Genomic DNA, 14,082 nt, shown 5'->3' with positions numbered 1-14,082 from the left:
AACATCATGAACCGGGACATCAGCCCGGCGACAGGCTGGCTTCACCACTCCGCATGATCGTCCGCCTCCAGGATAGCGAGCTCGGCTGGAGGAATAACGACCTCAACCGAGTTCCAGCCTCCCGCCGGTTGACGTGTGACCGAAGCGCCAGCCTTCCGTTTCCGGCGCTCCAGCCACGGGACGGCGGCGAACCAGACCAGCGCTGCCACCTGCAGCAAAACGTTCACACCGAACGCGGTCTGATAGGCCGTTAAAGGATAATGCCCCGCCTGTAGAGGCCATTGCTCCAGAATCAGTCCCGTCCCGTACTGCACGACGAAAGCCCAGCCAAACTGCAGGACATTCAGACCGCCATTAGCGCGCGCAACCAGCTCGGCCGGGAAATAATCCGCTATGATGGCGTAGGTCAGAGCAGTGGCTGATCCGGCCATCGACAGCACGCACCACGGCAGGAGTGATGGCCAGGGCGGATGCAGGATCAGCACAAGCTCCGCCACAATCAACATCGCCGCGACCAAGCCAAACAGAGCCTCGCTCTTCTTAGCCCGGCGGCGCACCCAGTTGGCAAGGACGCCCAAAACCAGAGCGCCGAGACTCAGAGCGACCGCCATCACGAACAATTCGTTGACGAGTCTCGTTCGATCCAGCCGCTCCACATCGGAAAGCCAGGGCGCCGCCCATAAGGATTGCAGTGCCCAAGCGGACCCGATGCAGGTCGCCGATAAGGGCGCCATTCTCCAGAACCGCGCATCCGAGTAGACGGTTTTCAGAGTGGCGGGCGTCCTGGTGCCCTGTGGCCCAGTGGTTCGTTCGGGAACCACGAGATAGATCAAGATGCCAGCAAGCGCACTTGCGGCGGCCAGCACGCCGAATAGACCCCGCCATCCGATCCAGTCCAGGAGCGCCTCCGCAGGTGCTGTTGCAGTGACGGCGCCCAATGAGCCCAGCATAATCATGTAGCCATTGATGAGCGCTATCCGTTCTCTTGGAAACCAGAGGACGATGATTTTCAGCCCCGACATCAGGGCTGCTGCACTCCCAAGTCCGACAATCGCGCGAGCAAAAAGAAGGGACAGGAATCCCGTCGATAGCCCAAAGAGCGCGGCACCCCCTGCAGCAACAGCCAAGAGCAGGCTCTGGACCCGGCGCGGCCCGAAGCGATCAAGTAGCATGCCGATCGGAATCTGGGCCGCCATAACGACCAGAAAATAGATTGACGTGAGCAGCCCGATATCGGCAGCGCCAAGCCCGAGATCAGAGGCGAGGCGGCCAGCGATGAGTGTATTGATCGTCCGGAACAGGTACGAAAGGTAGTACCCGGCCGCGAAGGGAAGAAACACGCACGCGATCAGCCGCCACACAGGAACTGGCTCAACTCGTGCCACCGGCAATATTTGCGACCCAAGCTCCTTCCGCACGCTTCTGGCGGCCGGCCTAACAAAAGGAGTTGGGCAGGTTTCGAAAGTTTGGAGCGCTGCCGCCCTCCACGGCGGCAGCGCTCGGCTCGGAGTTTCCATCCGCCGCGACTGCTGACAGACCTTCCTGACTCGACTGTTGCTCTGCCGCGCGCTGTGACGCGCCGCCAAGAGCTTCGCCGCCCGGTCGACTGCCCTTGCCCAGCCGATCGATCGTCTCCCGGATCAATGGCTGACCGAGCCGTACCCGCCGTTCGACCTGCTCCGCCAATACCTTGAAACGCTGCTGCCCGAGCAGGCACGCCTCCCGCTGCTCGGATGGCAGTATGGGTGGCGTCACGGTGAGGTGATAGCGCGCATGCAGGGCGACGATCTCGGCGATGATCGCGATCTCGTGCTCGAGCCTGGCCATCTGGCCACTTATCCCGTCCAGAGCCTCATGAAAGCGCCCCTCGATGGGCGGTCCAGGATTCAGGAATCGTTCAAGCGCCGTCTCGACGACCATGCTCTTGCCGAGCCCTGGGCGCTCGCTCGCAACTTCAAGCCGCTGAAACGTGCTCTCGGAGAGCTGAACGGTAACCTTTTTGGTTCGCGCTCCTTCGTTCGGGCTCGGCTGCGCATCGCTGTCGGCTTGATTCACAATCGAGTTGGGCTGGCCTCCAAGCTCTCCATCGACTTGCACTGCTTGTTCACTCCCAATTTGCGGCCGCGACCTGTCCGCGCACCGCGGCACGCGCGGCGTCAATTTCGGGATCGAAACGGCTGAATCGCCCCCCGCGATGATGGACTTGACACAAGGGCCAATCCGAACCTCACTTCAACCGCACCGACATCTGCGTCGTAGTCTGGCGTAGCCAAAGAAAGACAAGGCGGTCTCAAGAAGAGCGGAATTTGTAAGCCTATGTCATTCGCGGGCAGCTAACGGGCTGTTGCAGCGGGCCCGGGCGCCTTGAGTGACGCGCCCATCGCTTGTTGCTTCGTGGCGTGCTGCCGACTTGCAGTCTGCTTATCTGATTCAGCACCGCACCCATCGCCAGAAGCTGCCAGGGCGCATTGGCGCGCCCGTACTGATTACTCGGGCTTCTCAGAGGCGTGCATGTCGATGCTCACCTCTTTCAGGACGGTGGATCCGCTTGCAAGCCGCCGTCCGAGCGCCTCAACAAAGCGATCGTAACGTTCCGCGCCCTTGGCGCGCGCGGCGGGAGTCGAATGCTCGGGGAGCGCCGGCGTTGAGGTCAGCCAGAAACGGATGAAGAGCGCGATGGTCTCAAGCGTGATGCCATCATTGCGCTCCAGACGTTCAAGCACGCGCGCGATCCGGTCCAGACGCTTGGCGATCGCGGCCTCGCGCCGATCGGAATCATCCGGAGAAAGAAAGGCGGAGATCGCAGCCTCGGCGACCAGGGACCTGGGCTGACCCCGGCGTTGTGCGAAGGCCTCAAGGGTTTTGAAGGTTTCCGGATCGAGATAGATGCTAAGCTGAATCTTTTTCACACTGCCCCGCTCACAGATCCATCCCATCGTCCGCGTCGAGGCTGACGGTCCGCGCAACACCCTGCATCGAGCGGCTCAGAGCTTGTGCCTGGACGGCATCGGCATCACCCTCATCGAGGTCGGCGTCGAACTCGTGTTCGCCGAGCGGCGCCTTGACCTCGGTCTCCTCATGTTTCGGCAATTCCGGCTCGCGACGCAAACCGCCGTTCGCCTCGTCGCTCCTGCGCTTGCGTCTGGTCAGTAGCTCGACTGATGGCGGAATTGGAGCGCCGGCCGACCAGTCATCCGGTCGTGCGGACAAGGTATGCGGTTCGAAACGGGGCGGCTTCAACACACGTCGCTGGAACTGCGGATCCTCATAGTAGCGGACTTTCGTGGCGCGCACCGGGTGCACCCCGGAAATCATCACGACTGCATCTCTCGGCGAAAGTTGCATGACCTCGCCTGGCGTCAGCAGCGGCCGGGAGGTCTCCTGACGGCTGACCATGAGGTGTCCAAGCCACGGGCTCAATCGGTGCCCGGCATAGTTCTTCATGGCGCGCAACTCGGTCGCGGTTCCGAGCGCGTCGGATACGCGCTTGGCGGTACGCTCATCATTGGTCGAGAAGGCGATCCGGACGTGGCAATTGTCGAGGATGGCATGGTTCGGCCCATAGGCGCGTTCGAGCTGATTGAGGCTCTGGGTGATCAGAAAGCTGCGAATGCCATAGCCTGCCATGAAGGCGAGCTGGCTCTCGAAGAAGTCGAGCCGGCCCAGCGCTGCAAATTCATCGAGCATCAGAAGGAGTTTTTGCCGGCGCCGGTCTGGATCAAGGCTTTCGGTCAACCGCCGTCCGATCTGGTTGAGGATGAGCCGCATCAAGGGTTTGGTGCGGACGATGTCCGATGGAGGCACCACGAGATAGAGTGAGACGGGCTCGGCGCCGTCGATGAGATCGCGGATGCGCCAATCGCTTCGCGCGGTGATCTTGGCAACCACCGGATCGCGATAGAGCCCCAGGAAGCTCATCGCGGTTGAGAGCACGCCGGAGCGCTCGTTCTCGCTCTTGTTGAGAAGCTCGCGCGCGGCCGAAGCGACAACGGGATGAACGCTAGCTCCAAGATGCGGGGTTGCGAGCATGGCGTTGAGCGTAGCGTCGATCGGGCGGGAGGGATCGGACAGGAAATTGGCGACGCCTGCGAGGGTCTTGTCGGCTTCGGCGTACAGGACATGCAGGATTGCGCCGACAAGGAGAGAGTGGCTGGTCTTTTCCCAGTGGTTGCGGCGTTCGAGTGCCCCTTCCGGGTCGACAAGGATATCGGCGATATTTTGGGCATCTCGCACCTCGCAATCACCACGACGGATCTCGAGAAGTGGGTTGTAGGCAGCGCTGGCCGGATTGGTCGGGTCGAATAGGAGCACTGGCCCAAATCGCGCGCGCCAGCCCGCAGTCAACTGGAAGTTCTCGCCCTTGATGTCATGGACGATCGTGGAGGCCGGCCAGGTCATAAGAGTCGGGATGACAAGGCCCACGCCCTTGCCCGAGCGCGTCGGAGCAAAGCAGAGCACATGCTCCGGTCCGTCATGCCGTAGATAGCGCCCCTCAAAACGTCCGAGCACGACGCCATCAGGCCCCAAGAGCCCTGCGCGCCTGACCTCGCGCGAATCGGCCCAGCGCGCTGAGCCGTAGGTGGTGACGTCCCTCGCCTCATGGGCCCGGAGCACCGAGAGCATCATTGCCAGCGCGATTGCCGCAATTCCTCCGCTTGCGGCGATGGCGCCGCCCTCAAGGAAGATCACAGGCGCGTAAGCATCGAATTTGAACCACCAGGCGAAGAAGGCAGCCGGCTGATAGATCGGCCAGCCCCCGAGGCTGAACCAGGCGGGCCCAAGCTGTGGCTGGAAGGCAAGCCGCCAAGCGGTCCATTCGGTCGCCGCCCACATGAAGGCGAGCACGACCAGACAGACCAGGATGACCTGATGCAAGATGATCTTTGTCGCGGACATGTGGAGATCTGGACGGCATCCATGAGCTGCGCGCAACCACAGCGCCGGGATGTCGCAGTCCCGCGCATAAAACTGTAGCCTTCGGCGGGTCCGCGTGAAACGTGTTCGGAGCTGACCTCTGGGCGAGCGACTGGGAGGACACAAGTCCAGACCAAGAGCTAAGAAACGTGATCGGGCGGCTAGAGTCTGCAAGAACATCATTCTGTAGCACGATGCCCAGACCTGGACCGCCGCGATGATACGGGGCTTCCTCGCCTGCGTTACCTGCATGATAAGGGCTATCGGGTTGTGCATTTGGCACCGGCGGCCTCGGCCGGGATGAACGCCGAGATGGCTCGTTGGTCGCGGCCCCGGGGTCGCGGTGGCGCGCACACCGCGCCACAGAATTAGCGCGTCAAAGTGAAAGGCCGCACTTCCTGAGTTGGCGATCGCCATCTCTGCACGATCGTTTGTCGATCTTGGTGTCCTCGCTGGACGCGACGACGGCTCTCACTCTGGCGGAGCAGAAGCAGCGGCTCCAGCCGACGTTCCTGCTGCGCCCTTTGTGCCGCAGCAGGAGTTCCAAAAATGGCCCGCATCTTGCTTCGACGATCGCAGATGAAACAGGACTCGTGAAGGCGACCACCGCACCCAAAGCAGCACGGAGACGAAAGGAATGAACGATGCAATGGCCGATCTGTTGTTTTTGGCCGCGTCGCGCGAAGACGAGGTGGCTAACCCGGTTCCGGACAAAAATCTGAATCGTCTTGCTGCCAAGGAGCGCGCGTTAAGGAAAGGCTGGATCGTGCTCAAGCGTAAGGTGAGAGATCCGGCTTGTGGTGGGCAGGTCGAGGTCTTCCGCGTGACCGACGCCGGCAGAGCGCGCCTGGAGGAGCTTGGTGCTCGCAATGGCACCGTCGAGCGCTTCAAAGCGATGTTAAACTGAGCGATTGGCCGCCAGATCACGGATCCCCGCAGAGATCGGGGGATCAAATCGAAAGTCCGCGCTTCCGACCAAAGCTCCAGTCCACCCCTCCGGGACCAGCGATACCGTTCACCTGGCGACCCAGTTCGTGCTCTAGCTTGGGCACCCAGGGCACGAGCTGAAAGCCGAGGCCGTTGTCGATCATGGCAAAGCGGCCCGACGCAAGCGATAACCTCCGGCGATAGATTCCCGAAACGGATTCGCCTGCCTCCGAAGGCAAGTGCGCCAGCCCCGTCTCCGAGGCCAAACGCCGGCCTACCCCCTCAAGTTCGCGGCGGCGGAGTGTCTCGATCAAGTTGCTGCCGAGCGTCACCTTGTCTCCCGCCCGACGTGCCAGCCCCTGTCCTGCCAGCACGTCGATGCGCCGATCAAGCGCATGCCGCACCTCGGCACCAAAACCGGCGCGCGAGAAATCGGCAGATTGGCGCGCCACAAGCTGCCGGTCGAGCCACGTCGCGCCTTCCGCTGCGACCTGCTGGTCAATGGCGAGTTCGGAGCGTACCGCGAGCGCGATCCGTGTTCGGCCACGCGCGTCCTCGAACCGCCGGAGCTCCACAATCCCACCGATTGGCCCATCGCCGGCCGCCTCGATCTCCGAAAGCTTCAGGTGATGCACCCGACCGTCGATACCGTCAACGATGGCAAACGCTGAGCCCTTCAGCTCGTCATCGTGGCCGCGTGCGAGGAGACGGCCGACAATCGGCTCGCCGTGACGTTCGGCTTCAAGCGCCCAGGATGATGGTGCGCGCGGGGCGCCGTCTTTCGCAAGGCTCTTGTGAAGCCGCTTGATGATATCGCCGCGCTCGCCCAGGTTACGCAAACGCGGTTCCACGTCCCCGGGGAGTACCCAGCGTGCAGGCCCCGCAGGCTCCGCCAAGCCGAGCCGCTCAAGTGTCCGCAACCGCCCGATCCGAATCTCCCGTAACGGGTCGCCCCCGGCATCCCGGTCTGGCCTTAAATCAATCACTCCGTCCGCCGCGCCCGCTTCCCGAGCCAGCGCCCGGTCAAGCCTGGTCCAGCGTTCGGCCGTCACCTCCGCTTCAAGGACTTGGCGGATCTCGAGCTCCGATCGCGGGCCAAGCTCGCGCGTGACGAGATCGCCAGCGCGGGCGCGCAAGCCGGTTGCGATATAGTCGCGGCTGATCACGAGGTCTTCTCCATCATCGGCCCGGCCGCGCACGAGAATATGGATGTGCGGATGCTCGGTGTTCCAATGATCGACCGCAACCCAATCAAGGCCAGTACCGAGGTCGCGAGAGGCCTGATCCATGAGCTCACGCGTGAAGCTGCGCAAATTCGCGAGCTCGCCCGCATCGTCGGGCGAGACGATGAACCGGAAGTGATGCCGGTCGCCCTCGCAGCGCTCGGCGAACGCGCGGCCATCGGCGTCATCGCCCGCTGCGTCAAAGAGCTTGCCCGGTGTCCCATCGCGGGTGACCCCGTCGCGCTGGAGATAACCGATATGCGCGCGCAGCGCGCCCGGCGAACGCATCCGGCGCACGACCCGCGCCTTGACCATGGCGGATCGCGCACGGTTGTTGAGGAGCCGCGTCGCGGCAAGGCTCGCCGCGCGACCGCGCCCAAACTTGCTGCCACGGCTGCGGCTGCCCCGCGAGAGACCGCCAGCCTTCTGAGCAGCCTTGAGCGCCTGCGCCAAGAACGGCTTTGTCCGAGGCGCGCGCGTCGAACGGATGCGGCCTGGGCGGATGCGGAAATCGTCGTTACCAGTCATCTTGCCCGCTGAAAGGTGTCGAAAACCGAACCAGAGCAGGGAGTTGCCGCAAATCTTAAGTTGCGTGCCCATTCGCAATGTTTTGCGGATCATTGAAATCGATGCAGTTTCGCCCACAACCGACCGGCCGCACCTTGCGGCTTTTATCCTGCCCTCCCCGGTCGCCCAATCCCGGCTCTCTGCCGACCACTCTCAAAGTTGCGACTGGCTTCGACATCATGCGACGAAATGCGATTGCGATCATCGGGACTGCACCTCGTCTGATCGCCGCACAAACAGGCCCGTCGCGCGAGGGACGAGTGCAGTTGCACCCGCCCTAGGCGCTCCTTTCGACGAATTCATTGTGCGGACACCGGATGCCGAGTTGGTGTCAGCCGATAAGCTCTTGGACCGCACAACAACGAGTGGCGCTTGCTGCCAAGCCGCCAAGCGTCTGGCAGACGAACCACCGCTGTTGCGCTGCTCAATACCGATCAATGGTGCGAGTGTGGCGATGTAGATCTGTGTTTCATCCGGAAGCGCTCGACCGGTGGCCAGGTGCTCCCCGTACCGTCTTGGTCCAGCATTGTAGGCTGCGAGAAACCCTGCTGATCCGAAACGATCGAGCATCTCGCGAAGGTACGCTGTCCCAGCCATAATGTTGTCGTGAGGATCAAACGGATCGATACCGAGATCGTAACGAACGCTCAGCTCGACCCAGGTCGCGGGCATGATTTGCATCAACCCGAGCGCTCCCCGAGGTGACGTAGCGTGCGCATCACCACCGCTTTCGGCCTGCATGACAGCACGGATCCAACGCTCCGGGATCGCGAACCGATGTGAGGCTTCGGTCACGAACGCGGCGTATGCACGGCCTGGAAGCAGGTTTGAGGAGCGCGCAGCTCGTGCGCGCGGTTCAACCTCCGCGCTGCCGGCCGATGGCGCTCCGAACGTCAGCAGAATTCCCAAAAAGCCGGCAGCGGCTCGAGATAGCAATGTGCGGACAGCCGCCAAGGACAGAGCTCTTCCCGGCCGGCACTGAGTCGGCGCAAGACGGCCGCGACGCGCGCCGATTGCCAACAATTTGGCCGGGATGGAGGAATGACCGTGCGATCGGCCGACTAGAGAGATCGCAAGCCATTGGAGGAATGCCGGCATTTGTCAGTCCTCCCTGGTCCACACCGGTACCGCTTGCCCTATGACGGCTGATCCCGGGAGTGGTCCGAAATATCTGCCGTCCAAGGACTCGTCCGACTGCCAGTTCATGAGAAAGACCTCGTCCTCAGCGACGACCCGGCAGCCCTGCCAGGCCGGCAACGGCCTGCCACGGCGGTCACGCTCGCGTGCCTGGCCCATTTCGATGCCGTCGACGATGATTGTGAGTCCGGTTCTGCAGACGGTTTGTCCGGGCAACGCCAGCACGCGCTTGAGCATCGGAAGACCGCTCGGCAAATAGCCGTTGAAGTCGAGGAAGCTCGCAAGCGGATCTGGTGGTCGAACGGCCACGAGCTCAGTGATGTGCAATCGTGCGGTCCCTTGCAAACGGTAGAGGCCGATCGGCACACTTTCGGAAGCGTTCCAGATGTACAATAGTGAGGTGTCGGTCACCGGCCAAAGCGCAAGCGTTGTGGCCCCACATATCGCGAGGATGATCCTTAGCCGTCCCATCAGAACACCATCCTGCGCCGGCGGAGCCACGCCTGGTGGCGCGCACGCGTATAAGGTCGTGGCGTTTCGTTGACTGAAAGACGGTTGTGGACGTGATGCCAGTATTCGGGGGCCGCATCGGCAGGATCGATGCCGAGTGAGTCCACGGCGTCGATCAACTGGAGAACGCGCTCGACCTTTCGCCAGCCAGCCAGTCGCAGCAGGCTTTCGCCGCCGGGGCTGACCCAAGGCACGGTCGAATACCGCTGTCCCGGCGTGATCGTGCGCAGAATGTCGATGCGAGACAGGATGGTTCCGAAATCATTGGACGTCCAGCGCACGAACGCGAAGATGCTGCCGGGCACAAACGAGAGAATGCGCCGGTGCTGGTCAATGATCTTCTCCGATACAGGCTTGCCGAACCGGATTCGGTTCTCGATCCGCTTCTCGAGCCACAAGAGTTCAACAGTTGTGAGGTCGCTCACCTGGCCACTCCATAGTTTTGAGAGGAATTTGGACATGCCAACGGGTGCGCTGTCGCCAGCGCATCGACGTCAGAGCCTTGGTTTCGGCAGAACGGTTGTGATGAAGGATCGATGATCGGCTTGTCCAAGCGTTGCAGCGCTCCTGCTGCTGTCAAGGATCGCAGCCGAGTGCTCCAATTCGTTAGAAGCATTCCGAAGGATTCCAGGTTTGCCGGGGTACTGACCGGTGCCCCATCGCCGATCGCATTGCGACGATGATGCCTCGCGACGATTCGCGAACGGAACGCACGGTGCGTTCCGGCAGTCGGCAACGGAGGCGCATGATCGACTTCTATGCAGAGCTGGACGTGTCGCTGGAGGCGACGAACATTTGTGTGGTCGACGACGACGGCAAGGTCGTCTGAGAGGCGAACCTGGACGCCGATCCAGACACGATCGAACTGTCGGAAGCGTTCTCGTTCAGGACCTGGCTGTTCACGGCGCTTGCCGAAAAGGGCCTCCCGATGATCCGCATCGAGAACCGGCACGCCAAGGCGGCGCCGAACGCGATGCTGAACAAGACGGACCGCAACGACGCAAAAGACACTGCGCAGATGATGCGCACTGGCTGGTTCCGCGCGGTTCATGTCAGGTCGGAGAGCGCACAGACGTCGCGGGCGCTGCTGGTCGCCCGCAAGGCGATGCTCGGCAAGGTGCTGGACACGGAGAACATGATCCGCGGCCTGTTGCGCCCGTTCGGCTTCAAAGTCGGCGAGATCTCGGTCGGCCGTTTTGATGCGCGGGTGCGCGATCTCTTGGCCGGGAAGAAGGAATTGGAAGCGATCGTCGCGCCGCTGTTGGACGCCCGCAACGCCATGCGGCAGCAGTTGGCAAAACTGCACCACGTGGCGCTGACGTTTCGCGCCACCGCCGATGACCCGGCACGATTCAAGAAGTCGACCAACGTCGGCGCCCGTTTCGGGCTGACGCCGCGGCGCTACCAATCCGGCCAGACCGGCCGGATCGGCAGCATCTCCAAATGCGGCGATGAGCTGACGCGAGCGATGCTGTACGAGGCGGCGATGGCGATCCTCGCGCGCATTCCGACGAACTTTAAGCTGCGGCTGTGGGGCCTGCGGCTGGCCAGGATGAAGGATCTGAAGCGCGCGGCGACCGCAGTGGCGCGCGCGCTCGCCGTGCTGCTGCACAAGATCTGGACCTGTGGCACCACCTTCCGGTTTGGCGCCGGCGGCAAGCGCGGCCGGGTCGCTGCGGCGGCTTAAGGGCCTCCGCGACCGAGCCGCTTCTACGCGCGCCTTCTCCTTCCGCCACGGCGGAGCGGAGTCTCCCGAGGGGACGGGGATGTGGGTGAGATCGCAACTTTTCTTGTCGGCGGCTTCATGCAGAGCTGTGAGGCCATCATGCACGACGCTGGTTAGCCTGACCGCCCATTCTCCAGATTCCGGGATGTGGTGGCCGTCGGGCCAACCAGGGACGTTAGCGAATTCTCCTCGACGAGCGAGCTGCCGCAAGGGAAGGCGACGATCGTGATGCGACTCTGCCGGTGCTGGCGATTGCGTGATTTTGCGCGCGATCGCGCACGCGCGCGCATCTTGGAGAACGGATTCGCATTGCAGGAAGGTCTTGCGCGTGACAGAGTAAGCGCATGAGGCATTCTCGTTGCACGCACGACCGACTTGTTCACAACGCACTGATTCACAACAAGAAGTTAGTGTCAGTACGTTAGGAAAGTTACGGGAGCAGGAAGTCTTGGCGCCGCAGAACCATAGCTTTGATTCCGGTCCCCGATAGCACGAGCATCGCGTCCCCGATGGCACGAGGGTTCTGGTCCCTGATAGCACGAGCGAATTCACAGCTTATCCCCAGCAGGAAGGACGAGGCCACGCTTGCGCAGTCGCTTGCTCAACGGGCCGATGGGGACTGGTGCGAAATTCAATCGCTCTGCGCCATTCGGATGATGCGTGATGATGAGCCGATAGCCTGGCAATGTCTGACGACGGACGATCTGACGCAGGTCGTAGGCAAAGTGTTTGAACGGCGAGAGGCTCCCGGACTTCGCATGCAAGTGCACGAGATCGAAGCTCCAGCCGCCATTCTGACGGCCGCCGTGCTTGCGGACGAGGCGATAGAGCCAGCGCTCCAATCCACCGGTTAGATCGAAATAGGCGCGGTCAATCGTCAGCACGAGCGCTTCGTCGAGAACGCCCGTGTAGAACCAATCGGGCAGGATCAGCTCGATTCCACGGGCATGCCCGTGCAGATCGGCTGTCTCTTTCCATTCGTTGATCCAGGAGAAGCGATGCCGCCGCCGTTCGCTCGGCTGCCGGATCGATGTCATCACAGTGGTCGATTGCAGCCGGTCGAGCGCAGCCTTCAGGCGGTCGTAGTCGCGCACGCTGGTGCCGCGGCCGACGAAGGTCAGGATCTCGTAAGGGGTCGCTGCCATCAGCCGGGACGTTTTCAGGCCGGCATCACGGGCTTCAACAATCTGCGAGGCAGCCCAGATCAGAACGTCCGCGTCCCAGATCGTCGCCATGCCATGTTCCGGCACGGCTTCGACACGAATGGTGATGGTGCCTGCGCGGAAATCGATGGGAACAATGCGCCTCGACTTTGCCAGCGAAAAGAACGGATACGCCATCAGGTCTTGCGCGTCCCGTGGCGCCAGATCGCCCGGGAGGGCGCGAAACAGATCGAGTTGGTCGCGCTCTGATCGGCGCCTGCTGCTTGCAGTGGAGTTGCTGTCCGGCATGGGTCAGCGCCGCTCCTTGCCGGCATACGGAATGGGTGTGTGCCGTTTCGCGGGCAGGACCGTGCCTGTGCCGGGATCGCTGGTGGACGTTTTGGCGCCGCGGTCAACCCACGCCTTCAGGTCCTCGAGGGCATACACAACGCGACCGCCGAGCTTGCGGTAGGTCGGGCCTGTCCCATAGGTGCGGTGCTTTTCCAGAGTTCGGCCGGACAGTCCGAGAAAGCGCGCCGCTTCGGGCGTGCGCAGGTATCGCGGCGGCAGGCCGGCGTTCGGATCGGGCATTTGCGAGGCTCCGTGGTCGTCTTGAGCGCGGCCGGCTCGGCCCGCGCATCGACGGTCACGATGGCGCAGTCAGCGTGCTTAGGGGGATGCCGAAGATCGAGCGATGATTTTCGGCACCCCTGCTCTACTCCTTGCGAGATGAAGGACGTAGCAATGCGCGATAGCCGCCGCGCATCAGAGCCAAACCACCCTGCACCAGGCGGACGGTCCGGCTGCGCAATTCGTGGGTTTTCCAGGCGCGCTCAGGGATGCGTTTTCGGCCGAACAGCACCTCGGCGATGACGCGGTAGGAAGCACCCTCCATGTGTCCATCGAGCGCTCGCAGCGCCAAGACGAGTCGTTCGCGCCGCTGCGCCGAAAGCTGATGAAGGGGAGGTCCCGGCGGGCGGCCGTTGATTGCGCGCCACAGCCGATGTGAGGCGTGGGCGCGGATCTCAAAGTCCGCATCGAGCGGCAGTTCGGCCGCATAAGAGACACCAAACTGCGGCGCCTCTTTCAGCCAGAGATGATGTTGTGCCCCTTGAAGGCGCAATACGGCATGCCAGCCGTCAGATGCCTGTCTGATGGCGCCCGATGAAAGGTCGGCAAGCTGTAGCCCCGCGCCGACCGCTTTTGAGCCGGACGCGCTGCGAACGACCGGCACCACCGTCGGCAACGCCTCAGGTGCCCAGAAGATTGTCTGTTGGTGAAAGGACCCCTGCGGGTCATGGGCGAAAGCAGACGCCCCATCTCCTTCGGAATTCGGAGGTCATCTGCGACCGATTTTCACGATAGGAAGCCCGATAGTTGGAGCTGCGCCGCAGTGACTCCCAGGCGAAATCCGCCATCTCGCCCGACTTGACAGCGTGCTGATACGCCTCTGGTGAGCGCCAGTCGAACTCGGACATTGCTGTGATCCCCTGCTTTAAGTCGATTGCGGCGCAATGTCTATGAAGCTTGGGATTGTTGGGGAAGTCGCCAATTATGCATTGCGTGATGCCTGCAGGCGATCACGCGTCAGAGGGGAAATCTGTTCTCGAGTGGGAATTCTTCATGACAGATTTTGCTATTTAGGCGCGCCGCCGCGAAGCAAGTCACGGTAGCCGTGGTCTGCCATCCATTTTGCGCGGGCCAGGTGACTATCAAACGCATTGCGGGCGCGAGCAGGTTCGCGATCCGGATCGATGTGCAACACGATCCGGGTCACCTCTTTCCAATCTGCGCCATCGGCTTCGGCATCAAGAAGTCGCCAGTACGTCACGAGATGCTGCTCGTCATAGGTCGTCAACACCGGCTCATGCGGCGCGACATCCGCGACATCGGGATCTAACGGTGGCTTCGTCATGTAGGCTTATGCGCGCACTTC

At 62.4% G+C, this 14,082-nt stretch carries 14 protein-coding genes and 1 pseudogene; 2 read left to right on the top strand and 13 right to left on the bottom strand.

Annotated features, from left to right (window positions below; translation table 11 throughout):
• Positions 1-41 precede the first annotated feature (41 nt).
• The 4 genes from ABIC03_RS27220 to ABIC03_RS27205 all read right to left on the bottom strand — a co-directional run bounded on the left by ABIC03_RS27220 (position 42) and on the right by ABIC03_RS27205 (position 4,896).
• The gene (locus ABIC03_RS27220; RefSeq protein WP_354062555.1) at positions 42-1,361 is read right to left on the bottom strand and encodes an MFS transporter; all 1,320 of its coding nucleotides are present in this window, start codon (positions 1,359-1,361) and stop codon (positions 42-44) included.
• Between the two features lie 73 nt (positions 1,362-1,434).
• The gene (locus ABIC03_RS27215) at positions 1,435-2,097 is read right to left on the bottom strand and encodes a ribbon-helix-helix domain-containing protein (protein WP_354062553.1); all 663 of its coding nucleotides are present in this window, start codon (positions 2,095-2,097) and stop codon (positions 1,435-1,437) included.
• A 389-nt stretch (positions 2,098-2,486) separates the two neighbouring features.
• Positions 2,487-2,909: a CopG family transcriptional regulator gene (locus ABIC03_RS27210; RefSeq protein WP_354062551.1), complete on the bottom strand. Its 423-nt coding sequence runs from the start codon at positions 2,907-2,909 to the stop codon at positions 2,487-2,489.
• Positions 2,910-2,919: 10 nt separating this feature from the next.
• On the bottom strand, positions 2,920-4,896 hold the full coding sequence (locus ABIC03_RS27205) for a conjugal transfer protein TraG (protein WP_354062549.1): 1,977 nt from the start codon (positions 4,894-4,896) through the stop codon (positions 2,920-2,922).
• A gap of 655 nt (positions 4,897-5,551) precedes the next feature.
• Here ABIC03_RS27205 and ABIC03_RS27200 point away from each other — a divergent pair.
• The gene (locus ABIC03_RS27200; RefSeq protein WP_354062547.1) at positions 5,552-5,821 is read left to right on the top strand and encodes a hypothetical protein; all 270 of its coding nucleotides are present in this window, start codon (positions 5,552-5,554) and stop codon (positions 5,819-5,821) included.
• Positions 5,822-5,864: 43 nt separating this feature from the next.
• Here the strand turns inward: ABIC03_RS27200 and ABIC03_RS27195 are convergent, their stop codons facing one another.
• The 4 genes from ABIC03_RS27195 to ABIC03_RS27180 form a co-directional block, all read right to left on the bottom strand.
• Positions 5,865-7,592 (bottom strand): relaxase/mobilization nuclease domain-containing protein, encoded by a 1,728-nt coding sequence (locus ABIC03_RS27195; protein ID WP_354062660.1) that lies wholly within the window; start codon positions 7,590-7,592, stop codon positions 5,865-5,867.
• Positions 7,593-7,832: 240 nt separating this feature from the next.
• Complete coding sequence (locus ABIC03_RS27190; RefSeq protein ID WP_354062545.1) at positions 7,833-8,729, bottom strand: lytic transglycosylase domain-containing protein; 897 nt, start codon at positions 8,727-8,729, stop codon at positions 7,833-7,835.
• 3 nt (positions 8,730-8,732) lie between these two features.
• A complete protein-coding gene (locus tag ABIC03_RS27185; RefSeq protein ID WP_354062658.1) occupies positions 8,733-9,239 on the bottom strand; it encodes a S26 family signal peptidase in 507 nt (168 codons plus the stop codon).
• Positions 9,239-9,703, bottom strand: coding sequence for a DUF2840 domain-containing protein (locus ABIC03_RS27180; protein ID WP_354062543.1), 465 nt, complete (start codon positions 9,701-9,703; stop codon positions 9,239-9,241). Before ABIC03_RS27180 ends, ABIC03_RS27185 begins: the two co-directional genes overlap by 1 nt.
• A 323-nt stretch (positions 9,704-10,026) precedes the next feature.
• Here ABIC03_RS27180 and ABIC03_RS27175 point away from each other — a divergent pair.
• Positions 10,027-10,965, top strand: a pseudogene (locus ABIC03_RS27175) (transposase).
• Positions 10,966-11,552: 587 nt separating this feature from the next.
• Here the strand turns inward: ABIC03_RS27175 and ABIC03_RS27170 are convergent.
• The 5 genes from ABIC03_RS27170 to ABIC03_RS27150 all read right to left on the bottom strand — a co-directional run bounded on the left by ABIC03_RS27170 (position 11,553) and on the right by ABIC03_RS27150 (position 14,061).
• On the bottom strand, positions 11,553-12,455 hold the full coding sequence (locus ABIC03_RS27170) for a replication initiator protein A (RefSeq protein ID WP_354062541.1): 903 nt from the start codon (positions 12,453-12,455) through the stop codon (positions 11,553-11,555).
• A gap of 3 nt (positions 12,456-12,458) precedes the next feature.
• Positions 12,459-12,737, bottom strand: a complete 279-nt coding sequence (locus ABIC03_RS27165; RefSeq protein ID WP_354062539.1) for a helix-turn-helix transcriptional regulator — start codon at positions 12,735-12,737, stop codon at positions 12,459-12,461.
• 124 nt (positions 12,738-12,861) lie between these two features.
• Complete coding sequence (locus ABIC03_RS27160; protein ID WP_502917352.1) at positions 12,862-13,383, bottom strand: DUF2285 domain-containing protein; 522 nt, start codon at positions 13,381-13,383, stop codon at positions 12,862-12,864.
• 58 nt (positions 13,384-13,441) lie between these two features.
• Positions 13,442-13,564, bottom strand: a complete 123-nt coding sequence (locus ABIC03_RS27155; protein ID WP_245286103.1) for a transcriptional regulator domain-containing protein — start codon at positions 13,562-13,564, stop codon at positions 13,442-13,444.
• Between the two features lie 218 nt (positions 13,565-13,782).
• Positions 13,783-14,061 (bottom strand): DNA -binding domain-containing protein, encoded by a 279-nt coding sequence (locus ABIC03_RS27150; RefSeq protein ID WP_007605950.1) that lies wholly within the window; start codon positions 14,059-14,061, stop codon positions 13,783-13,785.
• Positions 14,062-14,082 lie beyond the last annotated feature (21 nt).

It is taken from the genome of Bradyrhizobium sp. RT6a (genome assembly GCF_040547675.1).
GTDB lineage: Bacteria > Pseudomonadota > Alphaproteobacteria > Rhizobiales > Xanthobacteraceae > Bradyrhizobium.
Note: the sequence above shows the minus strand (reverse complement) of the source record. Positions and strands in the feature narration are given on the sequence as shown.